Raw genomic sequence first — 23,874 nt, 5'->3', positions numbered from 1 at the left:
AGGCTGGCAGCCCCCGCCAGCCAACTGACGACCTCCAATCCCTGCCGACCGGATACCAACGTGATCACCACCAACCCGGCAGCCACCGCAGAACCCACCCCCGTGATCACCCAGCGTCGCGCCGTCATCACTCCATTATGGGTGGTGCCGCAACCCGCATTGACCCATTAGAGATCGCCGCAAATCGATCAAGCGCCTCTTGCGCCGCTAATGATCTGTGGATTTGACGGCTCCGTCCCACAATCGGTGATGACCGGGCCAGGCACGGAAAGGCCGCTAGATCCAGAGAGCCGTTTTCGACGGGGCCAGGCGCCGGACCACGGCCCGGCACCCGCCGGCACGGGCAGCCTGTGGGCGCCGCACCAGGACGCCTCCGACTCGTCGTGGAGCCCTATGAGCGGGACACGGCTCAGTAGCCGAGCAGGGCGATGATCAGGGAGGAGGCGGCGGCCGTGAGGAGCACGCTGCCGGTGCCGACCCCGGTGACCGCGCTGACCGGCAGGGCTCGGTTGCGGGCCACCGGGACGGCTGCGAGCGAGACCAACGTGATCAGCGCCGCCACCACGTGGATCAGTGGATAGCCGATCAGGGCGGCAACCGGGAACAGGTGTACGCCGACGACGAACGCGATCCAGGCCGGGATGATGTCGCGGCGGCGTACGGCGGCAAGGATGCCGGCTCCGAGCGCGGCGAGTCCGAATTCGATGCCGACCACGATGCCGAAGGTGCGGCTGGTCTCCGCAGTGAACGCCGTGCCATCCGACCAGTGCCGCCAGGTCACGAGCGCCCCGGCCAGCAGCACGAGCACGGACGCGATCGAGGCGGCGACGAGTGGCTTGCGCCAGCGCGGTGGCGGTGCTTCCTGTGCCCACCCGAACCAACTGGAGGCGAAGAATCCGAAGACGACAGCGGTGGCTGCCGCATCGCGGACGTACTCGGCGATCATCAATCTCCATCGGTGGGGCCGGCTTTGCCGTAGGAAGCTACCAGGCGGGCAGGCCCTGACCGGGCGGTCTACCCCGGGCAGCCTGGATGCATCGCCTCGCTCGCGGCCAGGAATCGTGAGGACGATACGACCACGTCTTGCGCCGCTGGCGTCTCGACCTCAAGGGCCAAGATCGAGCTGCCGTACGGTGCCGCGTCCTGCCGATCATGAAATGACCGGCTGCCGCCGTTAAGTTGTGACCGTGCTGGTGGTCAACCTGGTGGAGAAGTTCGGCGCGAACGACCTCCTGGAGCGGTCGTGGGTCCTGCCGCCGGATGTCGTGGAGCCACTTCGGGCGCACGTCGACATGACGCTCGATGGGGGGATCATGAACGTGTGGCCGATGACGTCGGACATCGCGGTCATCACGCAACCCTGGGTCGACGAGCCCGTCGATGTCGGGTCAGGTGCCTGGTTCGTCAGTTCCGTTGTAACAGCCGGGTAGGACGGCGGCACTATTGCCTGCACCCGGACAGCGGAGAGACAGTTCCGCGATCCGGTGCTCACGTACCGGCTCGTAGCTGCCGGGTCCGTAGGTTCCTGATCCGCGAGGCTCTACTCGTGGAGATCGGCGATCGCATCGGCAGGCGCACCGTGAAGCGGGCGCCTCGGGCCGGATGGCCCTCGGCCTCGATGGTGCCGTGGTGGCTCGTGACGACTTCCTGGAGCAGGGCCAGTCCGAGGCCGAATCGGCGGTCTCCGGAGCCTGGGCCGCGGTGGAACCGGTCGAAGATTCGTCTGGCGTCCGCCTGGTCGAACCCTTTGCCGGTGTCGGCGATGACGAGTTCGGCGCAGGTGCCGACGGTCCGCAGCGTCACGGTGATCCGGCCTCCTGCGGGGGTGTGGGTCAGCGCGTTCGCCAGAAGTTCGCCGACCACGCGTCGCAGGGCCGACTCGACACCGGGCACCGGCAGTGGGTCGGTGGGGGTGTCCAGGGTGAGGGTGATCTGTCGTTCGGCGGCGCGTTCGGTCTCGGCGGCGACCGTCGTGGTGATCAGTGAGGTGAGGTCGACTGGCGGGTCTGGTGGCCGGTCGGCGGGGGCGGCGGCAAGGCGGGCCGAGAGCAGCAGGTCGTCGACGACTTCGCCGAGTCGGCGGGTGGTGCCGATCAGCCGTTCCAGGTCGTCGAGGTTCGTGCTGGTGCCGCCGTTACGGGCTCGTCGGGCGATCAGTTGGGCTCGGGTGTGTACCTGGGCGATCGGGGTGCGCAGTTCGTGGCTGGCGTCGGCGACGAAGCGGCGTTGTCGGGTCAGTGCTTCGGCGAGTGGTGCGACGGCTCGGCGGCCGACGATGACACCGGTCAGCATGGCGGCGAGTAGTCCGACCGCTGCGGCGAGGCTGAGGGCGAGCAAAAGGTGTCGGCGGTCGGAGAGTTGGAAGCGGGCGTCGAACACCGCCTGGATCACGCGGTCGCCGCGGGCTTCGGTGCGGATGTGGTAGGTGGTGCCGTTGCGCATGAGCGTGGTGGTCTCGGTGGTCCGGGTGGTCGCCACGGTGTCCAGTGCGTCGGTCAACGGGAAGCCCGGTGGTGGTGGGTTGAGGCCCGTCTGCACGGTCATGCCGTCGTAGTGGAAGATCCAGCTACAGGCGGGTGGGCCGGCGATCGTGCCGTGTGCGGTGCCCCACGCCAGCTCGCGCTGGATCTGTGCTTCCTGGCTGTGGACCAGGAGTGCGTAGGAGATGCCGCCGGCCAGGAGCAGGAGGGCACCGATGGTCAGGCCGACGAACAGGCCGATGCGGAGTCGGGTCCGTCGGAGGATCGCGTGGTCGGTCGCGTCCATCATAGTGTGCCGAGGCGGTAGCCGAGGCCGTGCACGGTGCGTATGACCGCGCGGCCGAGTTTGCGTCGGAGGTAGTAGACGTAGGTGTCGACGATGGATGCGGCGGCGGCTTCTTCGAAGACCTTGCGGCGCAACGTGGTGCGTGGGTGGACGGTGGTCGGTTGGGCTGCCAGGACCCGCAGTAGTTCGAATTCGCGGGTGGACAGGGCTACCCGGGTGCCGTCGGGCAGGACCGCGTCGCGGGGTGCGAGGTCGAGGAGTCCGGCGCCGATGCGGAGTACGTGGGTCGGTTCGGTCGTGCGTCGGCACAGTGCCCGGACGCGGGCGCTGAGTTCGTCGAGGTCGAAGGGCTTGATCAGGTAGTCGTCGGCGCCTGCGTCCAGTCCGGCGATCCGGTCGCCGACGGTGCCGAGCGCGGTGAGCATCAGGGTCCGGGCGGGGATCGCACGGGCGCGGAGCCGGGTGACGAGGTCGAGGCCGTCGAGTGCGGGCAGCTTACGGTCGATGACCATCACGTCGTAGGGTCGGGTGAGCCCGAGATGGAGTCCGCGTTGGCCGTCGGAGGCCCGGTCGACGAGGTAGCCTTCGTGGCCCAGCGTCTCGGTGAGTAACTCGGTCAGGTCGTCGTCGTCCTCGACCAGCAGTAGCCGGTTCGATCTTTCCCCCCGCATGCGTCAACGATCCCATAGATTAGTGCCGATGCAATAACCAATAGTTGTCTCTTCAATTATGTGAAACCGCCATCGTGGGCGGGTGTGTGGTGTCGGAGCGTCGGGCTTCCCGGCGTGCGATCCAGCTCAGCATCGGCGTGGTCATCAGGGTGGTGACCAGCGCGACCAGGACCAGCACGGTGAACAGGGCCGGGTTCACGATGCCCGCCTCCAACCCGACGTTGAGCGCGATGAGCTGCATCAGGCCGCGGGCGTTCATCAGCGCGCCGACGCGTAACGCGACACCCGACGGCTCTCCGCGGAGTCTGGCCGCGGCCCAGCAGGCACCGAACTTGCCGACGATCGCCGCGGTCACGCAGGCCAGCGCGAAGAGCAGCACCGGCGGTGAGCCGAGGAGTCCGAATTCCGTGCGCAGTCCCGAGTAGGTGAAGAACAACGGGAGGAAGAGCGTCGCCGCGACGGGGGTGAGGGTGTTCACCACCGTGTCGGTGTTGTCGGTGCGGGGCATCACCACGCCGACGGCGAACGCGCCGAAGACCGCGTACAGCCCGATCTCGTCGGTGTACCAGGCGACCAGGAAGAGCAGGGCGACGGTGCCGAGCAGTCGGGCGCGGTCGTTGAGGCCACGGTGGGTCATCAGCGCGGTGGTGAGCGGACGTCCACCGAGCCAGAGCAGCAGTCCGAACAGGAGCGTGCCGCCGGCGGTGACGATCGCCGGGCCGGCTCGGCCGGAGACGACGGCCAGGACGGCGGCGAGCATGATCCAGGCGGCCATGTCGTCTATCGCGCCGCTGGCCAGGGAGAGTGTGCCGTGCCGGGTGCCGGCGTGGCCGTGTTCAGTGATGATGCGGGCCAGCATCGGGAACGCGGTGATGGCCAGGGCGACGCCGACGAACGCGGCGGAGACCCCGAGCGAGGTGCCGTCGGCTCTGATCGGGACGGCGTCGGCGGTCACCAGGACCAGCAGCACCCCCAGCAGGAGCGGCGCGGCGACCCCGGCCAGGGAGATCACTCCGGCAGTGCCGGCGAGGCCGGTGACGCGGTGGGCGCTGAAGGCGTAGCCGGCCTGGAACATGAACAGCACCAGGCCGACCTGACCGACGATGTAGAGGACCGGCAGCAGGGGGGCCGGGAACAGGGCGTTCTGCACGTCCGGCAGGAGGAGTCCGAGCAGCGACGGACCGAGGAGTACGCCGGCGAGCATCTCGCTGACCACGGCGGGCTGGCCGGCTTTGCCGAGGAGCCAGGCGACGCCTTTGCAGAAGATCAGGATCACCGTGACGGCGATGAAGAACCGTGGTGCCAGCTCTGTGGGGGTCATCGGACCGCCTTCTCGAAGTAGGTGGTGCACAAGCGTTTCCGGCGGGCGTCGACGACCATCCATGTGCCGAAGACCAGTTGTCGAAGACTGCGGCCCACGTCGGCCCACCGGTCCCGCAACCGCATGGCGACCAGCCGTGGCCGCCCCGGACCGGTGGACCCGGCCGGGGTCAGGTAGGCCGGTCCTCGGCTGGGCAGCGACCGGGTGTGGGAGGCCGAGGAGGTCAGGACGTACCGGCGCAGGACCTCGCGGGTCGCGGCGCGCATCATCACCGGCGCGGTGCCGCGGGCCGGGCAGGCCCGGTTGGCGGGGACGCCGAACGGGATGAAGTGTGCGTCGCCGCGGGCGAGCGTGCGCCACCGGTCCGGGGCGAACCGGCCGTCAGCGACGGCTCCCCCACGGTGGAAGGCCGGATAGTTGAACAGCAGCACCGACCCGGTGGGCAGGGACACCCCGGTGGGCAGGGTGATCGGCGCCGTAGTGATCCGGTGGGCGACGCCGAAGAGCGGGTACACCCGCAGTGTCTCGTCGATGATCCGGTCCAGCGCGTCGTCGTCGGGATCGTGTTGGAGTTCGGGATGGGTGGCCAGCGCCAGCAGCACGTGCGCCATCGCCTCGGACATCTGCACGATCGCGGTGTTGAAGAAGGCGCCCTGGAGGTACCAGGCGGTGTCCTGGGCGGAGAACGGGGGCGGCAGTGTCACCGGACACGTTCCCGCCTCGATCCGGTCGCGCAGGTATCGGGTCAACCGGTTGCGTCGGTGCATGTGTCGCGGCCCGAGGCACTTGAGCGCGGTGACCACGTCGTCGGCGTTGGCGACGATCAGCGCCCGGGCGCCGGGTGTGGCCACCTCGTCGAAGACCAGCTCGTGGTAGACCTCGGCCCACACCGGCATCATCAGGTCGCGCAGCCGGACGTGGCTGGTCCGGTCGGCGGGCAGTTCGTCGAGCGCCCGGCGGGTGGCGGCGGTGGCGAGGGCGTCGGCGCGTTCTCGGCGGATGGCGAGGACCCGTCTGGTGGTGGCGGCGACCGTCCGGTAGCGCTCGCCCGGCTCCAGGTGTTCCTGGTGCATGTGCGGCCCGGGTGCCAGCCAGTACCAGAACAGGTCCGACAGCCCGGCTCCCCGGCTGCGGCCGTCGGCGGCCGGGTCCGCGTACACCCGCTCGAAATGGTCCATGCCGACGATGGGGCCGGGGATCGGAATGCCCTCGCTGCCGTTGACTCTGGCGAAGACCCATTCCCGGAGCCGGACGACGGCCGGTGGCAGCCAGTGCGGGACGGTCCAGGCCGCGCCGCCCACCGCCAGGACGGTCAGGACGGTCGGGGTGCTCATCCGGGTGCCGCCGTGGTGACGAGGTCGGCGGTGAGGTCGCCGGGTCGCGCGGCGCCGGCCAGCGCCAGTGCCCGGTCGAGGTCGGCGTGCAGCAGGTCGAGGACGTGCCGTACGCCGGCGCTGCCACCCACCGCGAGTCCCCAGAGGGCCGGGCGTCCGATCAGCACCGCGGTCGCGCCGAGTGCGAGCGCCATCAGGATGTCGGTTCCTCGGCGGATGCCGCCGTCGAGCAGCACCGGTAGTCGGCCTTCGACGGCGGCCACGATCCCGGGCAACGCGTCGAGGGTGGCGACCGCTGCGTCGAGTTGTCGGCCGCCGTGGTTGGAGACCAGTACCCCGTCGACGCCGTGTGCGACGGCCAGCCGGGCGTCGGCCGGGTGCAGGACGCCCTTGAGCAGGATCGGCAGCGTCGTCAGCTCCCGCAGCCGGCCGATACGCTCCCAGTCCAGTGCGGCGTCCATCTCGATGTCGCGGACCCGGCCGCTCGGGTCGCGCATGTTCTCGCAGACCAGTCCGGTCGGCAGGTCGACGAAGCGGTGCCGCAGGTCGCGTTCGCGCCGGCCGAACACGGGCGAGTCGACCGTGACGACCAGGGCGCGGCAGCCGGCGGCCTCGGCCCGCCGGACCAGGGCTGCGGTGAACCCGAGATCCGACTGTGGATAGAGCTGGAACCACAGCGGCCCGCCGGCGGCGGCGATCTCCTCGACCGGCCGGGTGGCGGCCATACTGACCACCATGATCGTGCCGGCGTCGGCGGCGGCGCGCGCGGTGCCCACCTCTCCCTCGGGGTGGGCCAGCCGGTGGAAGGCGGTCGGCGCGATCAGCACCGGCATCGAGAGTCGACTACCGAGAAGCGAGATCCGCAGGTCGCGGTCGCGGGTCCCGCGCAGGATCCGGGGCAGGATCCAGCGTCGGGTGAAGGCGTCCTCGTTGGCGCGCAGCGTCCGTTCGTCGCCGGCCCCGCCGGCGACGAAGTCCCAGTGCACCGGGTCCAGGCGACGCCGCGCGCCGTCGGCCACGTCGGCCAGGTTGAGCTGCGTCCCGTCCAGCGTGAGCATGTCAGCCCTGTGCACTGCTCAGGCAGCGGTCGAGGAACGCGGTCAGCGGCGCGACGTGGACATCGGGCCGGTCCCACTGGTTCTCCAGGTTCTCCGCCAGGTGGTGGGTCGCCACGACCTGCCCGCCCTGGTGGTAGCGGACGACGGGGTGCAGGTAGGCGGCGGCGTGGGCCTGGCCGACGACGTTCTGGGCCACCCGGCTGACCGTGATGTCGAACGGATCGACCTGGTCGTGCTCGGGGCCGTATTCCAGGGTCACGACGAAGGCGTGCTGGTAGTCGTGGTCGGCGGTGCGCAGGCCGGTCTCGGTGAAGTAGTCGACCGGTACCTCGTCGTGGTAGCGGGCGTGCGGTCCGGCCACGGTGACCACGTCGGCGAGGAAGCCGAACTGCTGCCACAGGGCGGAGGTGCGGTTGACCCGGGCGATGACGGCGTCGGTGATCGACTCCGCGGTGGCGTCGAGCGTGGTCGCCGGCCAGGGCGTGTCGTCGTACCGTCGTTCGAGGATCTTGTGCAGGGCGCGGACGGCGTACCGGAAGCCGTGGATGAAGCCGCTGGTGGAGCGTTTGAAGTCGCGTTGCTGGGTGAGGGTGCCGGCGAAGTACAGGTCGGGGACGTTCACCGATTCCCAGGCGGGGGTCTGGGCCGGGAAGCGGTCCTTGATCGTCAGTTCCGGGCGGCAGGTGTCGTCGAAGATCGACGGGTCGAAGGCGAATCCGGTGCAGGCGAGCACCCGGTCGTACCAGAGTTCCTTGGTCACCTCGTCGGCGCGGGAGAACGCGAACGTGACCCGGAAACCGGTGCCGTCGCGCGCGATGCGTCGGACGTCGCCGTCCAGGATCGCGTTGGCGGACTTCAGTTGGTAGGTGTCCAGGAAGTTGTTGTTGACCGCGCGCAGATGCCCCACGTAGTGGGTCCGCCAGGCCATCCGGACCGAACTCGGCCCGGCGAGATGGATCAGGGTGGTGGTCTCCATCAGGTTGTCCGCCGTCTCGAACGCGGAGTTTCCCTTGCCGATGATCAGCACCTTCTGGTCGAGGTAGTCGTGCGGGTCGACGGACATGTCCGCGTACTGTTCGGCGAGTTCCACGCCCGGGATCGGCGGGGTGTAGGGCCGGGAGACACCGGTGGCGACGATGAGGCGCCGCGCCCGGTAGGTCTGCCCGGCCTGGACCTCGAAGATGCCGTCGACCTTGGCGACCGAGGTCACCCGGGAGTCGTAGCGGACCTGCACGCCCGTCTTCGCGGCGAAGTCGGCCAGGTAGCGCAGCATCACGTCGGCGTCCGGGAAGTACCGCTCGGTGTAGCCGGTGAACCGCAGCGCGGGATCGTCGCTGAGCAGCGAGTTCCAGTCCAGCCGCAGGTTCGCCTCGGGGTCGTCCGAGCCGGTGTGCGGCTTGTTGATGGAGATCAGTTGCCGGTGGCGGGGATAGCGGGCGAAGAACGCCCCGGGGATGTCCGCGCCCTCCAGCACCAGATAGTCGTGCTTACCGTCGGCCTCCAGCAGGGCGGCGAGCTGCAGGCCGGCCGGCCCGGCCCCGATGATCAGGTAGTCAAGCGTCACAGCGGCCACCTCACACGAGAGAGTTCGGAGAAACGTCGACAGTCGCGATGACGTCGGCGGCGCGCCGTACGTCACCGTCCAACGGCCGGTCCGGGTCGACCGGCGGTACGGCCGCGACCAGCGCGGCCAGCACCTTGGCGCAGCCGGGCGCGGTGGGTGCACGCGCACCGACGTACGCGGCCTGGCGCAGGCCCACCGCGAGCGACCCGACGAGCAGGTGCAGCAGCCGGGCCTGGTCCAGCGCCCGCAGTGCGGCCTGGGTGCCCAGCGGAATGACGTCCTGGTTGTGCAGGTTGGTCGGCAGGCTCTGCATGCTCGCGGGCACGGCGTCGCGGCGGATCTCGGCGACCATCGCGGTCGAGGCCAGTTGCACGCCCTGTAGTCCGTGCTGCTGTCCTGGTCCGGCGGCCAGCATCGGTGGCAGGCCGCCGTTGCGGTGCGGGTCGACGAGCAGGTCGAGTTGACGTTCGGCGAGGTTGCCGACCTGTGCCACGACCATCGACAGCAGGTCGGCGGCGAACGCGGCCGGCTGGCCGAAGAAGTTGCCGCCGTGCACGACGAGGTCCTCGTCGGGAAAGAACAACGGATTGTCGCTGACGCCGTCGAGGTCGGCGGTGACGACGGAGTCGACGTAGCGCAGGGCGTCCTCGGCCGCGCCGAGCAGTTGCGGTGCACAGCGGATGCTGTAGGGCTCCTGCAGCGGGCGCTTGCCGGACGGCACGAGCCCGGCGCTGACCCGGCGCAGGTACGCGCCCACGTCGATCGCGCCCGGATGGCCGTAGGCCCGGAGGAGTCGGGCGTCGAGAAACTGCGGGTCGCTGCCGAGCAGGTCGGCGAGCAGGCAGGTGAGCACCTGGACCGCCCGGTGCGAGGCGCGCACCGAGTCCAGGGCGAGCGCCGCCGCCGCGGTGGTCAGCGACGTGCCGTTGACCAGGGCCAGGGCGTCGCGGCCGTCCAGGGGCAGTGGTGTCAGACCTGCCTTCTCCAGCGCCTCGGCGGCGGGCAGTCGTACCCCGTCGAGATAGGCGTACCCGCGGCCGCGCAGGGCCTGGGCGGCCGCGCCGAGTGGGATCAGGTCGCCGCTGGCGCCGACCGACCCCAGCCGGGGCACCGCAGGGACGAACGTGGTCGCGAGCATCGCGATGAGGGCGTCGATGACGTGCGGGGACACCCCCGAGGCGCCCCGGGCCAGCGACCGGGCCCGGATCAGCAGGGTCGCGCGGACGACCTCCGGTCCGAGGTCGGGGCCTTGCCCCGCACCGAGGTGCGCCAGCGTGTTGTCGGCCTGGTCGCGCAACTCGGCCCGGCCCGCGTACCCGACCAGGGCACCGAAGCCGGTGGTGGCGCCGTACACCGCGCGGTCGTCGCCGAGCACCTTGGACAGGAACGTTCGGGCGGTCGCGACCCGGTGCCGGACCTGCGGCCCGACCACGACCGTGACCGGGTCGCGCGCGGCGCTCAGGTCGGCGATCCGCAGCGGGGCGGCGAGATCTACCTCTCTCGTCATGCGACCGGACCCTAGAGACGGAATCTCAGAACGCTCTGAGATCGGGTAGTTACGGTGCGCTGCATGCCGCTCGATTACCTGATCATCGGAGCCGGACCGGCAGGACTCCAGCTCGCCGCCCTGCTGGAACGCGACGGTCGCGACTATCTGGTGCTGGAGGCCGGCCGGGCACCGGGCACCTTCTTCGCCACCTATCCCCGGCACCGGCAGCTCATCTCGATCAACAAGATCTGGACCGGTTCCGAGGATCCGGAGTTCAACCTGCGCGCGGACTGGAACTCGTTGCTCACCGACGACCCGGCGCTACTGTTCAAGAACTACAGTCGGCGCTACTTTCCCGACGCGGACGACCTGCTGCGATACCTCGCCGACTTCGCCCGCGGCCTACGGGTCAGATACGACACCCGGGTCACCCGGGTCGGGCACGACGGTGAGCTGTTCACCGTCGCCACCGACGGGGACACCCTGACCGCCCACCGGGTCGTGGTCGCCACCGGCGTCTCCCAGCTCTACGTTCCGCCGATCGAGGGCGCCGCACTCGCCGAACGGTACGACACCGTCAGCGTCGACCCCGACGACTTCGTCAACCAGCGCGTGCTCATCATCGGCAAGGGCAACTCGGCCTTCGAGACCGCCGACGCGCTCGTCGAGACCGCCGCGGTCATCCACGTCGCCGGCCCCCACTCGATCAAACTGGCGTGGCAGTCCCACTATGTCGGGCACCTGCGCGCGGTGAACAACAACTTCCTCGACACCTACCAACTCAAGTCGCAGAACGCGGTACTCGACGGCACCGTCGAACGGATCACCCGACGCGACGACGGCGGCTACCGCATCGACTTCCGCTACGCCCGCACCGTCGAGTCGACCCGGCACCTCGACTACGACCGGATCATCCTCTGCACCGGATTCCGGTTCGACGCGAGCATCTTCGCCCCCTCCGCCCGACCGCGACTCGTGCACAACGACCGCTTCCCCGAACAGACCTCCGCCTACGAGTCGGTGAACGTCCCCGGCCTGCACTTCGCCGGCACCCTCACCCAACAACGCGACTTCAAACGCTCCACCAGCGGATTCATCCACGGCTTCCGGTACGGCGTCCGCGCCCTGCACCGGATCCTCACCGCCCGCCACCACGACACGCCCTGGCCGTCCACCCTGCTGGACAGCACCCCCGAGGCGATCGCCGACGCCGTCATCACCCGACTCAACCGGACCTCGGCGCTGTGGCAGCAGTTCGCCGTGCTCGGCGACGTCGTCACCGTCTCCGGCGACACCGCGCGCTACCACGAGGAGGTACCGGTCGACTACCTGCACGACGGCGGCCTGGGGCCCGCACCGTTCGCCATCGTGGCCACCCTCGAATACGGACCGGACCACGACCAGGTCGACCCCTTCGACGTCACGGTCCCCCGGATCGCCGAGAACGACGCCGAACACGCCCACGACGCCAGCTATCTACACCCGGTCATCCGGGTCCACCGCGGTGGCCGGCTCGTCGCGGTGCACCACCTCGCCGAGAACCTCGAGAACCACTGGGACCTTCCCGCCGTCCACCATCAGCCACTCGTGCTCTTCCTCAAGGGCGTCCTGTCCGATGCCGACTGAGATCTGGCCACAGCCCGTCCTGGACCTGCTCGCCACCGGCGGCGACCGGCCGGTCTTCTGCGACGGCGACCGGACGGTCACCGCCGCGCAGATGTCCGGACTGGTCCACCGGATCGCCGCCGGACTACGCGCCGCCGGAGCCGGCCCCGGCGTCGGAGTGGCCCTGCAACTCGGGGTCGCCGCCGAGGCCTTCGCGGCGGTCATCGCGGCCTTCGCCGTCGGCGCCCGGGTCTCCGGAATCCGCCCCGACCTGCCTGCGGCACAGCTCGCCCACCAACTCCACGACAACCCGCTGCTCGTCACCGACGCCCACGTCGCCGACCTGACGGCCACACCCGACCCCGGGACCCGGCTGGTCGCCGCCGGACGCCTGCGCGACATCGCCCGGATCACCTGGACCAGCGGCAGCACCGGCACCCCGAAGGGCTGCGCACAGACGTACGCGGCGATGAGCGCGGCCTGGGTCCCGTACCCGGACCGCTGGCCCCCGGCGGTCGCCGACCTCGCCCCCCGCCTCCAGCGCTACCTTGTCTTCGGCTCGCTGAGCAGCCAGGTGATGCTGGAGTACGCCATCCTCGCCCTGACCGCAGGTGGCACCCTGATCGCGGACCGGTCCCCCGCCTTCCCCGACATGATCAGCCGCAACCGGGCGACCGCGAGCGTGATCACCGTCGGCAAACTGCACCAGCTCGTTCAGGACCACGGCGCCGACCCGACCGACCTGAGCAGCCTGCAGGCGCTGCTGGTCTCCGGTTCCCCCCTTACGCCGGGCCGGCTCGCCGAAGCACTCGACGTCCTCGGCCCGGTGATCTTCCACGGTTACGGCCAGACCGAGACCGGCATGATCACCATGGTGACGCCGGCCGAGATGCTGGCCTCCCCCACCGCGCTCGCCTCGGTCGGCCGACCACCTCCGGTGACCGACCTGTCCATCCGCGACGCCGACGGCCGCCCCGCCACCGAAGGGGAACTCTTCGTGCGCACACCGGCGCAGGCCGCCGCCTACTGGAACGACCCAGTCGAGACCGCCGACGTCTTCGTCGACGGCTGGGTCCGTACCCGTGACCTGGCCCGCCTGGACAGCGACGGCTACCTGCACCTGCTCGGCCGCATCCGGGACGTCATCATCGTGCACGCCACCCTCGTGTACGCCGGGCCGATCGAGCGAGTCCTCGCCGCCGACCCCACCGTGGCCGAGGCCTACGTCGTCGGCCGTCCCGACGACCGCACCGGGGAGGCGGTGCACGCCTACGTGGTGCCGGCCGACGGCCACACACCCGACGCGGCACGGCTGCGTGACCTGGTGGCGCAGACCCTCGGGGCACCCTCCGCCCCGCAGACGATCCAGACGATCGAGCGGGTGCCGGTGGGGCCGAGCGGTAAGCCGGACAAGCGCACCCTGGCACGTAGGACCAGCTAACCCTTCAGTGCCGCGCAATGCCTTCGCCGATCTGAGCGACAGTGACAGCCCTGGTGCGGATGTCGCGGATTTCGGCTGCCATGGATCGGCCATGCTGCGCAGCGCGGCGGCGCAACTTCCTCCGCACCGCGTCGTCGAGATCTTCGATGCCGAGGGTTGCCATCGCTTCTCCTCACCTGAGGCAATGAGAGCACCCAGAGCGGATGGCCGGGTGACGACCTTACCCTCGTGGTCAAGGCGTGGCGGAGAGCTCGGCACGGCGTAACGCTTTGCTCGTCAGAGCGGTGAGCCCCGCCAGGGCCGCGAGAGCGGTGCCGCCCAGGAAGGCCGCCGACGGTCCCCATAACCCGGCGACCAACCCGGTGAGCGCGTAGCTGACCGGGATCCCGCCGAAGCCGGCCAGGCTGCTCAAGCTCATCACTCGGCCCAGGTACTGCGGCGGCGTGTTGGCCTGCAGCAGGGCCGTCCCGAGCGCGCCGGCCAGTCCGACGCTGACACCGAGCAGCGCCGCCGCGGCAACCGCCCACAGCCTGCCCGGGGCGGATCCGATGCCGGCGAGCGCGCCACCCGTCACGACGGCGAGGAGACCGACGAGCAGGCCGGCGCGCGGTATCCGGCCGAGCACGGCCACGGTTACGGCCGCCAGCGCCGCACCGACGCCGAACCCGCCGACGATCAGCCCTACCCCGGTGGCGCCCCAGCCGCCCTCCTGTGCCAGCAGCGCGATGCCCACGTTGAACGGTCCGGTGAAGCCCAACTCGGCGAGCGCCGAGACGAGCAGGAGAGTACGCAACAACGGCGAACGCGCGGCCACACCCAGCCCGGCACGTACCTCGGCGCCCATACCCCGGGCACGGTCGGCTCCGACGGCGGCCGTGTCGGTGCGGACCCGGACCGTGGCGAGGGCGAGTACCGAGACGGCGAAGGTGAACGCGTTGACCGCGAACGCCGCCGCGATCCCGTACGCTGCCACGACCGCACCGCCGAGCGGGGCCCCTGCCACGATGGCACCCCGCGCCATCGCGATCCGCATACCCTGCAGCCGGGCAAGATGCTCGGACGCCACCAGATACGGCGGCAGTGCCCCGACAGCGGGCAGGAACACCGCGTCGACGGCGCCGAACACCAGCGCCACCACGATCAGCACCGCGAGGGCAGGTTCGGTGGCAGCGGTGATCACCGCCGCGGTGGCCATCACTGCGCAGCGCAGCGCGTCGCTGCCGACCATCAGCCGCCGGGCACCCCACCGGTCGACCACAGCTCCACCCACCAGGAGCAGCACCAGCCGGGATACCGATGCGGTGGCCAGGACCAACCCAGCCCCTCCCGCGCCAGCAACCTCGGCGGCAGTCCAGGCTAACGCCACGTAGTAGATCTGGTCGCCTATCAGTGACACGCCGAAGCCGGCGAGCCAGCGCAGGACGTTTCCGTCCCGTTGAGGTGGCGGTTGGTGGACGGCGATCGCTTGCCGTGTCATGGCCGGAAGGGAAACGCATGGATGAACATCAGGACGTGTTCCCGGTCAGGCTCGCCCGGCCGGGCCTCGGCGCCGGCTCGCCCACGTTCGGCCCACTTGTGCAGTACCGCGGTCAGTTCGGCGCTCAGCTCGGCCAGCTCGGGCGCGGTGAGCCGGAGCAAGGAGTCGCTGGAGAACGCCGCGTCGGTCCACGCCTCGCCCCAGGCGTGGTCCTCGTCGATCCACCGTTCGAGCCGGCTGATCTGATGGGCCAGCATGTGACGTTTGGCTGCAACCGCGACGGCCCGAGTTTGAGGGTCGTCGGTGAACTCCGACCCCGCGAAGCTGAAGCCCTCGTGGGCCTTACGCCACCACCGCTCCCGCTGGTCACCGGAGCGAGACGGCACCTCCTCGATGAAGCCGTGCGCGGCCAACTCCCGCAGGTGATAGCTGACAAGTGAGATCGACTCGCCGACCAACTCGGCGAGTCGGGACGCGGTCGCCTCGCCCTCCACGGTCAGGGCATAGAACAACCGCAGCCGCAGTGGATGGGCGAGCATCCGCAGCTCGGCAACGTTCTTCAGTCGCCGGTTCGATCCGGGTGGCATCCATTCACGGTAGTAGCTCAAAGGTTTTTGAGCAAATCTTTGTTCTAATTCCATGCCGAACGGGGCTCACGCAGGCCCGACCCCGCATTCTGATCCGCTCGGTCGCCGGGTCTCGGGTATGGGCCGATGGGCTGAGCCCGCCGCCCGCCCCGGCTCTCGCCGACCGGCCGACGCCGGGCAGCCGCCAGCCGGTGGACGAGTCACCAGATCGTCGACGGCACTCCGACCAGAACCGCCGACTACCGTCCCGCCCGGCCGAGCGAGATCGATCTCCGGCGAGGGCCTTCGATCCCGATGGTGATTGCCTAGACCTCGAACAGCGCCACACGCGCTGGCCCACGCCACCTGCCACCACAATTCATGCATGATGAGCGACTCGCAGCGACCCACCCCCGGCTCCGCGCGCTTCATCTCGCCGCGGCGACCTGAATCGGCACTGTCGGGAACGGATGCTGCACGAGAGTTGCCGCTGTGGCGCAACCGGATCACCCTTAGCTAACAGCAGATTCTGCCGCCTGTTAATCGGCGGTAGACGCCGCGTTCGGGCAGTGGCATCGGGGCCTCACCGCCGGCAAGTCCGATGCCATCGAAGATCTCGTGCGAATCGTCGGCGGCGTGTCCTTCCGCTGCTGTCGTGACGGCCGGTTCGCACCGACTCAGCAGCAGACCCTCGTCCGCGATCGCAGGAAAGCCGCCCCGGGGCATGGTCAACGCCGCCGCCGGTTGCGAGACTGCTTCAATCTGCGTCAACGCGGGCAATCGGGGCTCTCGACACATCGGCAACCATGCGTACCGACCGGGCGACACCACGTGCCCAACGGTGGGCCGAGGACGGATCCCGGGGCCGGCCCGGCGTCGGCACGACCCGGACGGAGGAAGGAATGTCCAGCACGCCGCTGTCCCTGCCGCAGCCAGCCGCGCGGGCGCCCGAGTTCGGCCGGGACGCGCTCATCGTCTGCGAGAACCTGGTGCGGATCTATCAGACCGGTTCCATCGAGGTGCAGGCACTTCAGGGACTGGACCTGGCCGTGGACAGCGGGGAGATGGTCGCCGTCGTCGGTGCCTCCGGGTCGGGCAAGTCGACACTGCTGTCCATCCTGGCCGGCATCGACGCCCCGACCGCCGGGCGGGTCCGGGTCGACCGGTGGAACCTGCTCAGCATGTCCCGCGCGGACCGGGTGCACTACCGGCGGCGCACCGTCGGGTTCGTCCGGCAGCAGACGGCGAGCAACCTGATCCCGTACCTCACCGCGCGGGAGATGGTGGACCTGCCGATGACGGCGGCGCGTACCGCGAAGGCGGAGCGCCGGGACCGCGCGGCCGAGTTGCTGGACGGCCTCGGTGTCGCCGACTGCGCCGACCGGCGACCCGGGCAACTCTCCGGCGGGCAGCAGATGCGGGTCGCGATCGCGGTTGCGCTGGCCAACCAGCCGCGGGTGCTGCTCGCCGACGAACCGACCGGTGAGTTGGACGCCGCCACGTCCGCGGAGGTCTTCGGCGTGCTGCGGGACGTCAACCGGCGCTACGGCGTCACCGTGGTCGTGGTGACCCACGACCCGCAGGTCAGCGGCCAGGTCGAACGGACCGTCGCGATCCGGGACGGGCGCACCAGCAGCGAGGTGCTGCGCCGCGCCACCACCGACGCGGTGGGCGACACGCACATGATCGCCGAGGAGTACGCCGTGATGGACCGCGCCGGGCGGGTGCAGGTGCCCCGCGACTTCCGTCAGGCGCTGGCGCTGACCCGACGGGTCAGGCTGGCCCTGGAACCCGACCACATCACGATCCGCCCCTCGGGAGACGACGAATGAGCGGTGAGCCGCTGCTGCGCGTACGCGACGTGCACCGGCGCTTCCGCACCGGGCCGGGCGTCGTACACGCCCTGCGCGGCGTGTCGTTCGACGTGGCCGCCGGGTCCATGGTGGCGCTGGTCGGCCGGTCCGGGTCGGGCAAGACGACCCTGCTCAACACCATCGGCGGTCTGGACCGCCCGGACTCCGGCACCGTGCACGTCGACGGCAGCGACGTCACCGCGCTCGACGAGGACGGTCTGTCCCGGCTTCGGCGCGAGAAGGTGTCGTACATCTTCCAGAGCTTCGGGTTGATCCCGGTGTTGTCGGCCGCGGAGAACGTCGCCGCCCCGCTGCGGCTGGCCCGCGTCGCCCCGGCCGAGCGCGAGCGGCGGGTCGCGTTGCTGCTGGAGCTGGTCGGGCTGGGCGATCACGCCCGGCAGCGGCCGGCCGAGCTGTCCGGCGGCCAGCAGCAGCGGGTGGCGATCGCCCGCGCGCTGGCCGCCTCGCCCCGGCTCCTGATCGCCGACGAGCCGACCGGGCAACTGGACGCGGAGACGGGCCTGTCGGTGATGGCCCTGCTGCGCGGCGTGGTCGAGTCCGAAGGCGTCACCGCCCTGGTGTCCACCCACGATCCGGTGATGATGGCGTTGGCCGACCGGGTGATCCGGATCCACGACGGGCAGCTCCACGACGAGGCGGCCGGGCAGCCGGACGAGCCTGTGCCGGACGCCGGGTGACGCGCCGATGCTGAGGCTGGTCAGCCGGCGCGCCCGCGCGCAGTGGCCGTTGCTGGCAGCCCTGATCGGGGTCGTCACGGTCGGCGCGACCCTGCTGGGCACCTGCACCCTGCTGAGCACCCGCACCACCGAGCGGGCGCTGGAGGTCGCCATGGCCCGCGCCGCCCCCGCCGACGTCGACGTGACCGTCTACACCGGCACCGTCGAGGGTCCGGACGCGCGGTCCGTCGCCGCCGACACCCGCACCGTGGTGACCGCCGCGCTCGCCCCGTTCCCGGTGACCACCACCGCGCGAGCGTCGACGGTGCTGCGGGCGCTGCCGCCCGGGCTCGCCCCGGGCACCACCGTGCCGGCCCAGGCGTACCTGTCGGGGCTCGACGACCTGCCGACCCGCGCCGAGCTGGTCACCGGGCGCTGGCCGCGCGAGCGTGGGGACGCGGTGGTGCTGGAGTCCACCGCACAGTTGCTCGGCCTCACCCCCGGTCGCCGGGTGCGTCTCGGCGCCGAGCTGGCCCACGATCCCGTCCCGGCCGTCGACGTGACCGTCGTCGGTGTGGTGCGCCCGGTGCCGGGGCGTGGCTGGGACCGCGATCCGCTGGCTGCGGCAGGCGCCGCGACCGGCTACCAGGACGGCCGGTTCCGGCAGCCGGTCAACGCCTACGGCCCCTTCCTCGTCGACCTCGGCGACCTGCTCACCACCGGTGCCACCGTCGACCGGATGGAGGTCACCGCCCATCCGGACCTGTCCCACGCCACCCGCCGTGACCTGGAGATCGTGGCCGGGGCCGTCCGCAGTGCCGACGGTCGGCTGGCCGGCACCCTCGGCGACCGCGTCCGGCTCGCCCGGGTCGCCTCCGACCTGCCGCTGACCCTGCGCTCCGCCGACGCGCAACGGCACGCCACCGCCGCTCTCGTGCTCGCCATCGCCGTCCTCGGCGGTGTCCTGACCGCGACGGCACTCGTCCTCGCCGGCCGGCTGACCGCCGGCATACGCGCCGACGAGACCGCCCTGCGGACCGCCCTCGGCACCAGCCGCCGCCAGCTCGCCGCCACCGCGACACTCGACGCCGGGTTCGTCGCCGCCGTCGCCGCTGTGCTCGCGATCCCGGCCTCGTCGGCCCTGCACGCCCGCATGACCCACCTGCCTGCCCTGGACGCCGCCGGCCTGACCGCCCGGCCCGCCGTCACCGGCACCCAGGTTCTCGCTGTCGCCGGCGGTGCGCTGGCGCTCGCCGCCGTCCTCACCGTCCTGGCGATCCGGCCCGGCCCGGCACCCGGCGACCGACGCACCCGCCGTGAACTGCTGGCCCGATCGGGTGCCGACCTGATGCTCGCGGCCCTCGCCGCGACCGCCTGGTGGCAGCTGTACTCGCAGCCCACCACCGCCAGCCCCCGCGCCGACGCGGTCCGGATGCTCGCACCGGCGCTGCTGCTCGCCACCGGCGCCGCCCTGGCGCTGCGGGTGGTCCTGCCCGCCCTGCGCGGCGCCGACCGGCTGGCGTACCGCGCCCGTGGGCTGGCCGTGGTGCTGGCGGTCGCCGAGGCCGCCCGCCGACCCCAGGCGGTCGCCGCCGGGCTCCTCGTCGGGCTGGCCTGCGCGGCGGCGACCTTCGGCCTCGCCTTCGACACCACGTGGCACCAGTCGCAGCGCGACCAGGCCGCGCTCTCCGTCGGCACCGACCTGGCACTGTCCCTCAGTGCGACGCCGTCGCCCGGAGACGGCGCGGACGTCGTCGCGGCCACCTCAGGGGCGGTGAGTCCCGTCCTCGACCGGGGTACCGCCGTCGGTCAGTGGCTCGGCACCGCCGGCGACGCGCCGCGCCTGGTCTCCGTCGACACCACCCGCGCCGACACGCTGCTACGCGGACGACTCGACCACGACCGCACCTGGACCGACGTCGGCGCAGAACTCGCCCCGCCGACCCGCGCCACCGGCCTCCCCCTCGCCGCCGGTGCCCCGCTGCTGCTGAGCGGCACCGCGACCGGCGACACTCCTCTCGCCGTGACACCGCAGCTGCTGCTGCAGGACGCCACCGGTCTGCGCCTGCCCTGCACCGGTCCCCCTGTGCCGCTCGACGGCCGGGCGCACCGGCTGCCCGCGTGCGCGACCGCCGACGGACTGCACCTCGTCGCGGTGTCCCTGCCGATCGCGGCCGACCCCGACGCCGCAGTCGGCAACCGCATCGCCATCGCCGTCACCCTCACCGTGCCGTCCACCGGATCGGCGCAGGGACCGGAGTGGACCGCCACGTCCGCGCCGCCGATCCCGACCAAGCTGCGCGACCCGACCGTCGTGCTCGCCGCCACGCCGACGCAGACCGCACTGCGGCTGGCGGCGACCGTCGACCTCAGCGGCGCGGACGCCGCCCGCACCCTGGTTGCCACCGCCTTCCCCGACCCCGGTCCGGTGCCCGTCGCCGTCTCCGCCCGCTTCGCCGACGCGGTCGGTGACATCGGCAGCCGGCTCAGCGTCACGGTCGGCACCACGCCGGTCCCGATCGTCGTCACCGAGGTCGTGCCGACCGTGCCGTCCGCCCCCGGCGCCGTCGCCGTCCTGGCCGACCTGGACATGCTGTCGCGCGCCCGTGCCGTCACCGGTGACCTGACGTTCCCGGTCGACGCCTGGTGGGTCGGTCACCCCGCCGGTCCCGATGTCGCCGAGCGGGCCGCCGCCCTGCACCTGGGCACCGTCACGACCCGCGAGGCGGAGACGACCCGTCTCACCGGCGGCCCGCTGCAGGCCGCGCTGCCCGCCGCGCTGCGGCTCCTCGTCGGGGCCTCGGCGCTGCTGCTGCTCGCCGGTGTCGTGCTGCACGTGACCTGCGATCTGCAGGTCCGCGCCGTGGAGGTGGCGCGGTTGCGGGGCCTGGGGATGACCCGGCGCAGCATCCGGGTGGTGCTCCTGGGTCAGCACACCGTCATCCTGCTGCCCCTGCTCGCGGTGGGCGCGGCCGTCGGCGCGCTCGGCACCGGCCTCGTCGCTCCCCTGCTGGTCCGCTCCGACACCGGCGCCGCGCCGATCCCGGCCGTCCAGCCATACTGGCCGTGGCCGGCCGAGGCCGCGCTGCTCGCCGTCCTGCTGGCCGGCTGCCTGCTGGCGGTCGCCGCGGTGGTCAGCGTCCAGGTCCGGCGGGCCGACGCCGCGCACCTGCGGGTGGCACCGTGAACCGGTGGCTGACCCGCCGGCGGCCGGCGCCGCACTGGCCCAGCGTCCGTGGCCGGGGCCGTACCGACGCCGGGGCGCTGCTGCTCACCGCTGCCGTCATCGCGGCCGTCGCGCTGCTCGCCGGGGCCGTACCGGCGCTGGTACGTGCCGCCGCCGACGACGCCGTCCAGGACACGGTCCGCCGCGCCGGCACCGGCTCCACCGTCCTCGTCCACGCCGACTGGGAACGCGACGACGGGCCGACCGGCGGACGGTTCCGGATGTCCCGCCTCGCCGAGGACGTCGACGACTTCCGCGCCCGGGCGGCCTCCGCGCTCGGGCCCGACCTGGACGCGGCGCTCCTGCCGCCCATCGCCGTGGTCAACGGCCCGATCCTGGGCATCACCGATGGCAACCTGCCGCGTACCTTCCAGCTCACCTACCTGGCCGATGACCGCGGCGGCCCGGACGTGACCTGGATCGCCGGCAGCGCTCCTGGCCCCACGGTCCCCGAACGGTCCATCGAGATCCCCTACGACGGACCGCCCTGGCCGGTGCAGGTCGGCCTCTCCGAGGTCGACGCCGCCGCGCTCCGCCTCGGCCCCGGCGATCGCCTCCCGGCCCAGGACGGCCAGGGCAACGACAAGGACGTCCGGATCAGCGGGATCTACCGACCCACCGACAGCGCCGACCCCGCCTGGCGACTCGCCCCGGCGCTGCTGCGTCCCCTGCCCGGTGCCGATGGGGTGGGCACCACCCGGTTCGCCGGACTGCTGTCGCGCGAGTCGCTGCCGGACGCCCGGCTCGCCTTCGACCAGGACCAGCTGCGGCGCGCCGTCCACTTCGCCCCCGAGCCCGAGGCGCTCACGTGGGGCACCACCGCGACGCTCGCCCGCCAGGTGGTCAAGCTCAAGGCGGCCTCCGGCTCGTCAGCCGTACGCGACGATTCTCTGAAGTGGGAGTCGCAGCTCGACAGCGTCCTGCGCGACACGCGTACCCAGATCAGCGCCGCTTCCGTCCAGGCCGCCGTCCTGCTCGCCGGCGTCCTGACCGCCACGGTACTGGTCCTGCTGCTCGCCGCCGACCTGCTGGTCCGCCGCCGTACCCCGGCGCTGGCCGCTGCCCGGCAGCGCGGTGCGGCGCTCCCCGACCTCGGTACGGAACTGATCGTGGAGTCCACCGTGGTGTCCGTATCGGCCGCCGCCGTCGGGCTCGCACTCGCCGGCGCGGCCGTACCGGGTGTGTCCTGGACGTGGGCCATCCCTGTGGTCCTGGCCGGTGCCGTCGCGGGGCCGGTGTTCGGCATCCTCGCCGCTGCCCGCGCCAGCCGCGACCGGCGCCAACCTGCCAACCCGGCCGCGCGGCGTTGGATCCTGGCCACCGGCCGGCTGCGCCGCGCCGTCGTGGAGGCCGCCGTGGTGATCGCCGCGCTCGCCGCCGTCGTGACACTGCACCAGCGCGGGCTCCTGCCCGTCGCCGCCGACGGCGAGGCCGGTGAGCTGACCGGCGACTTGGTCCTCCCGATCAGCGCCGTCGCGCTGGGCGCGCTCGCCGGCGCACTCGTCGTGCTGCGGCTGGTGCCGGTCGGAGCGCGGTTCGGGCTCCGACAGGCCCTGCGTTCACGCCGCCCGCTGGCCGTGTTCGCCGCCGCCCGGGCGGCCACCACTGCTGGTCGGGCGCTGCCGCTGCTGGTGCTGGTCAGCGCCACGGCGCTGGCGTCGTTCGCGCTTGTCGTCGGCACCACCATTTCCCGGGGCCTGACCGACGGCGCGTGGAGCACCGTCGGTGCCGACGCCCGCCTCGACGTCGGCGCCGACGTCGAGGCCGCGACCCCCGTACTCGCCGAACGCATCGCGGCCGCACCCGGGGTCGATCAGGTCGTCGTCGCGCAGGTGACCGACTCGGCACGCGTCTTCACCGAATCGACTCCACTCACTCCACGCCTGGTCATCGTGGACGCCGCCGCGTTCCAGCGTCTGCTGGCCTCCACCCCGCTGCCCGACGCGCCCGCGCTGGCCCGGCTCACGACATCCGAGGCCGGCCCCACGGGCGTCCCCGCGCTGGTCCGATCGGGCACCGGCGACGTGCCCACCGGAACCCGGCTGCAGTTGTCACGCGAGGATGCTCCGACGATCCATCTCACCGCGGTCGGTACCGCTCCCCCCGTCGGCGGTGCCGGCGACGTCATCATCGTCGACGCCGCTGCTCTCGCCGAGGCGGGACTGTCCGCCGTTCCCAACACCGTCTGGGTGACCGGCCCCGGTGCGGTGCAGGCCGTGTCGAACAGCGGCGTCGCCGCCGACGTCGTCCTGCGCACGGACGTGCAGCGTGCGCAGCGAGTGGCGCCGCTGACCGCAGGGACACTACGGCTGGCGTGGACGGCTGCGGTTGTGGTGCTGGCGCTGGGGCTGCTCGGCCTCACGCTCGCCGCCGCCGCGGGTGCAGCGGAGCGGTGGCAGACCCTGAGTCGGCTGCGGACCCTCGGCCTGCGGCCACGCGACGCCCGCTGGGTCGCCGCCGGAGAGGTGCTACCGCCGGTCGTGGTCGCCGCGGTGTCCGGCCCGCTACTCGGGGCCCTGCTCGCGCACCTGATGCTCGGCCCGCTCGAACTGCGGATGCTCACCGGTCAAGCCGCCGACCCGGCGACGGTCCTGCCGTGGTGGCTGCTCGGCATGGTGGGTGTGGCGCTGGTGGCGGCGGCCGCCGCAGTCGTACCCGTCGAGGCGGCGCTTCGGCGACGCGACCGGCTGAGCGAGGTGCTCCGCGCCGGCGAGTGACCGGCTGGGCCAGCACGTCGAACCCCCGATCCTGGTCGACCGTGGTGCCGTGGTTCATCGTCGCGTGGTGGAACATGAACACACCCCGTTGAACGATAGACTTCAATAT

Annotated in this window: 18 protein-coding genes; 7 read left to right on the top strand and 11 right to left on the bottom strand. The window is 71.9% G+C overall.

Features of this window, described 5'->3' with window-relative positions:
* Window positions 1–409: 409 nt before the first annotated feature.
* Window positions 410–946, bottom strand: coding sequence for a hypothetical protein (locus tag ABT008_RS22495; RefSeq protein WP_350698186.1), 537 nt, complete (start codon window positions 944–946; stop codon window positions 410–412).
* 241 nt (window positions 947–1,187) lie between these two features.
* On the opposite strand from ABT008_RS22495, the gene ABT008_RS22490 reads away from it, so the two are divergent.
* Entirely contained in the window at window positions 1,188–1,430 is a 243-nt protein-coding gene (locus tag ABT008_RS22490; protein WP_350698185.1) for a hypothetical protein, read from the top strand.
* 58 nt (window positions 1,431–1,488) lie between these two features.
* Here ABT008_RS22490 and ABT008_RS22485 read toward each other — a convergent pair whose 3' ends face one another.
* The 7 genes from ABT008_RS22485 to ABT008_RS22455 are packed head-to-tail and all read right to left on the bottom strand — an operon-like array spanning window position 1,489 to window position 10,221.
* Window positions 1,489–2,766: a sensor histidine kinase gene (locus ABT008_RS22485; RefSeq protein ID WP_350698184.1), complete on the bottom strand. Its 1,278-nt coding sequence runs from the start codon at window positions 2,764–2,766 to the stop codon at window positions 1,489–1,491.
* The gene (locus ABT008_RS22480; RefSeq protein WP_350698183.1) at window positions 2,766–3,437 is read right to left on the bottom strand and encodes a response regulator transcription factor; all 672 of its coding nucleotides are present in this window, start codon (window positions 3,435–3,437) and stop codon (window positions 2,766–2,768) included. The genes ABT008_RS22485 and ABT008_RS22480 overlap by 1 nt, the downstream gene beginning before the upstream one ends.
* Before the next feature lie 52 nt (window positions 3,438–3,489).
* Window positions 3,490–4,758: a cation:proton antiporter gene (locus ABT008_RS22475; RefSeq protein WP_350698182.1), complete on the bottom strand. Its 1,269-nt coding sequence runs from the start codon at window positions 4,756–4,758 to the stop codon at window positions 3,490–3,492.
* Entirely contained in the window at window positions 4,755–6,092 is a 1,338-nt protein-coding gene (locus ABT008_RS22470; RefSeq protein WP_350698181.1) for a cytochrome P450, read from the bottom strand. The genes ABT008_RS22475 and ABT008_RS22470 overlap by 4 nt, the downstream gene beginning before the upstream one ends.
* Complete coding sequence (locus ABT008_RS22465; protein ID WP_350698180.1) at window positions 6,089–7,150, bottom strand: alpha-hydroxy acid oxidase; 1,062 nt, start codon at window positions 7,148–7,150, stop codon at window positions 6,089–6,091. The genes ABT008_RS22470 and ABT008_RS22465 overlap by 4 nt, the downstream gene beginning before the upstream one ends.
* 1 nt (window position 7,151) lies before the next feature.
* Entirely contained in the window at window positions 7,152–8,714 is a 1,563-nt protein-coding gene (locus ABT008_RS22460; RefSeq protein WP_350698179.1) for an NAD(P)-binding domain-containing protein, read from the bottom strand.
* Between the two features lie 10 nt (window positions 8,715–8,724).
* Window positions 8,725–10,221: an aromatic amino acid ammonia-lyase gene (locus tag ABT008_RS22455; protein ID WP_350698178.1), complete on the bottom strand. Its 1,497-nt coding sequence runs from the start codon at window positions 10,219–10,221 to the stop codon at window positions 8,725–8,727.
* 63 nt (window positions 10,222–10,284) lie between these two features.
* Between ABT008_RS22455 and ABT008_RS22450 the strand changes: the two genes are divergently transcribed.
* Both ABT008_RS22450 and ABT008_RS22445 read left to right on the top strand, forming a co-directional pair.
* Window positions 10,285–11,829, top strand: coding sequence for an NAD(P)-binding domain-containing protein (locus ABT008_RS22450; RefSeq protein ID WP_350698177.1), 1,545 nt, complete (start codon window positions 10,285–10,287; stop codon window positions 11,827–11,829).
* Window positions 11,819–13,249: a class I adenylate-forming enzyme family protein gene (locus ABT008_RS22445; RefSeq protein WP_350698176.1), complete on the top strand. Its 1,431-nt coding sequence runs from the start codon at window positions 11,819–11,821 to the stop codon at window positions 13,247–13,249. The genes ABT008_RS22450 and ABT008_RS22445 overlap by 11 nt, the downstream gene beginning before the upstream one ends.
* Window positions 13,250–13,253: 4 nt before the next feature.
* On the opposite strand, the gene ABT008_RS22440 is transcribed toward ABT008_RS22445, so the two are convergent.
* The 3 genes from ABT008_RS22440 to ABT008_RS22430 all read right to left on the bottom strand — a co-directional run bounded on the left by ABT008_RS22440 (window position 13,254) and on the right by ABT008_RS22430 (window position 15,313).
* Window positions 13,254–13,412, bottom strand: a complete 159-nt coding sequence (locus ABT008_RS22440) for a FitA-like ribbon-helix-helix domain-containing protein (protein ID WP_350698175.1) — start codon at window positions 13,410–13,412, stop codon at window positions 13,254–13,256.
* Between the two features lie 69 nt (window positions 13,413–13,481).
* Window positions 13,482–14,726 carry an MFS transporter gene (locus ABT008_RS22435; protein WP_350698174.1) on the bottom strand — a complete coding sequence of 415 codons (1,245 nt, stop codon included), beginning with the start codon at window positions 14,724–14,726 and terminating at the stop codon, window positions 13,482–13,484.
* Window positions 14,723–15,313 carry a helix-turn-helix domain-containing protein gene (locus tag ABT008_RS22430; protein WP_350698173.1) on the bottom strand — a complete coding sequence of 197 codons (591 nt, stop codon included), beginning with the start codon at window positions 15,311–15,313 and terminating at the stop codon, window positions 14,723–14,725. The genes ABT008_RS22435 and ABT008_RS22430 overlap by 4 nt, the downstream gene beginning before the upstream one ends.
* A gap of 881 nt (window positions 15,314–16,194) precedes the next feature.
* Here ABT008_RS22430 and ABT008_RS22425 point away from each other — a divergent pair.
* The 4 genes from ABT008_RS22425 to ABT008_RS22410 are packed head-to-tail and all read left to right on the top strand — an operon-like array spanning window position 16,195 to window position 23,765.
* Window positions 16,195–17,124: an ABC transporter ATP-binding protein gene (locus ABT008_RS22425; RefSeq protein ID WP_350698172.1), complete on the top strand. Its 930-nt coding sequence runs from the start codon at window positions 16,195–16,197 to the stop codon at window positions 17,122–17,124.
* Entirely contained in the window at window positions 17,121–17,843 is a 723-nt protein-coding gene (locus ABT008_RS22420; RefSeq protein WP_350698171.1) for an ABC transporter ATP-binding protein, read from the top strand. Before ABT008_RS22425 ends, ABT008_RS22420 begins: the two co-directional genes overlap by 4 nt.
* A 7-nt stretch (window positions 17,844–17,850) precedes the next feature.
* Window positions 17,851–21,009: an FtsX-like permease family protein gene (locus ABT008_RS22415; RefSeq protein ID WP_350698170.1), complete on the top strand. Its 3,159-nt coding sequence runs from the start codon at window positions 17,851–17,853 to the stop codon at window positions 21,007–21,009.
* On the top strand, window positions 21,006–23,765 hold the full coding sequence (locus tag ABT008_RS22410) for an FtsX-like permease family protein (RefSeq protein ID WP_350698169.1): 2,760 nt from the start codon (window positions 21,006–21,008) through the stop codon (window positions 23,763–23,765). The genes ABT008_RS22415 and ABT008_RS22410 overlap by 4 nt, the downstream gene beginning before the upstream one ends.
* The last annotated feature ends 109 nt before the right edge of the window (window positions 23,766–23,874 follow it).

The organism is Micromonospora sp. NPDC002389, from assembly GCF_040296095.1.
Lineage (GTDB): Bacteria > Actinomycetota > Actinomycetes > Mycobacteriales > Micromonosporaceae > Micromonospora.
Note: the sequence above shows the minus strand (reverse complement) of the source record. Positions and strands in the feature narration are given on the sequence as shown.

Bases quoted from the DNA above. Each gene is read 5' to 3' on its own strand.
- ABT008_RS22445 (WP_350698176.1), top strand. From the start codon at position 11,819: ATGCCGACTGAGATCTGGCCACAGCCCGTCCTGGACCTGCTCGCCACC.
- ABT008_RS22495 (WP_350698186.1), bottom strand. From the start codon at position 946: ATGATCGCCGAGTACGTCCGCGATGCGGCAGCCACCGCTGTCGTCTTC.
- ABT008_RS22420 (WP_350698171.1), top strand. From the start codon at position 17,121: ATGAGCGGTGAGCCGCTGCTGCGCGTACGCGACGTGCACCGGCGCTTC.
- ABT008_RS22465 (WP_350698180.1), bottom strand. From the start codon at position 7,150: ATGCTCACGCTGGACGGGACGCAGCTCAACCTGGCCGACGTGGCCGAC.
- ABT008_RS22425 (WP_350698172.1), top strand. From the start codon at position 16,195: ATGTCCAGCACGCCGCTGTCCCTGCCGCAGCCAGCCGCGCGGGCGCCC.
- ABT008_RS22440 (WP_350698175.1), bottom strand. From the start codon at position 13,412: ATGGCAACCCTCGGCATCGAAGATCTCGACGACGCGGTGCGGAGGAAG.
- ABT008_RS22430 (WP_350698173.1), bottom strand. From the start codon at position 15,313: ATGCCACCCGGATCGAACCGGCGACTGAAGAACGTTGCCGAGCTGCGG.
- ABT008_RS22475 (WP_350698182.1), bottom strand. From the start codon at position 4,758: ATGACCCCCACAGAGCTGGCACCACGGTTCTTCATCGCCGTCACGGTG.
- ABT008_RS22470 (WP_350698181.1), bottom strand. From the start codon at position 6,092: ATGAGCACCCCGACCGTCCTGACCGTCCTGGCGGTGGGCGGCGCGGCC.
- ABT008_RS22450 (WP_350698177.1), top strand. From the start codon at position 10,285: ATGCCGCTCGATTACCTGATCATCGGAGCCGGACCGGCAGGACTCCAG.
- ABT008_RS22485 (WP_350698184.1), bottom strand. From the start codon at position 2,766: ATGGACGCGACCGACCACGCGATCCTCCGACGGACCCGACTCCGCATC.
- ABT008_RS22435 (WP_350698174.1), bottom strand. From the start codon at position 14,726: ATGACACGGCAAGCGATCGCCGTCCACCAACCGCCACCTCAACGGGAC.
- ABT008_RS22480 (WP_350698183.1), bottom strand. From the start codon at position 3,437: ATGCGGGGGGAAAGATCGAACCGGCTACTGCTGGTCGAGGACGACGAC.
- ABT008_RS22415 (WP_350698170.1), top strand. From the start codon at position 17,851: ATGCTGAGGCTGGTCAGCCGGCGCGCCCGCGCGCAGTGGCCGTTGCTG.
- ABT008_RS22455 (WP_350698178.1), bottom strand. From the start codon at position 10,221: ATGACGAGAGAGGTAGATCTCGCCGCCCCGCTGCGGATCGCCGACCTG.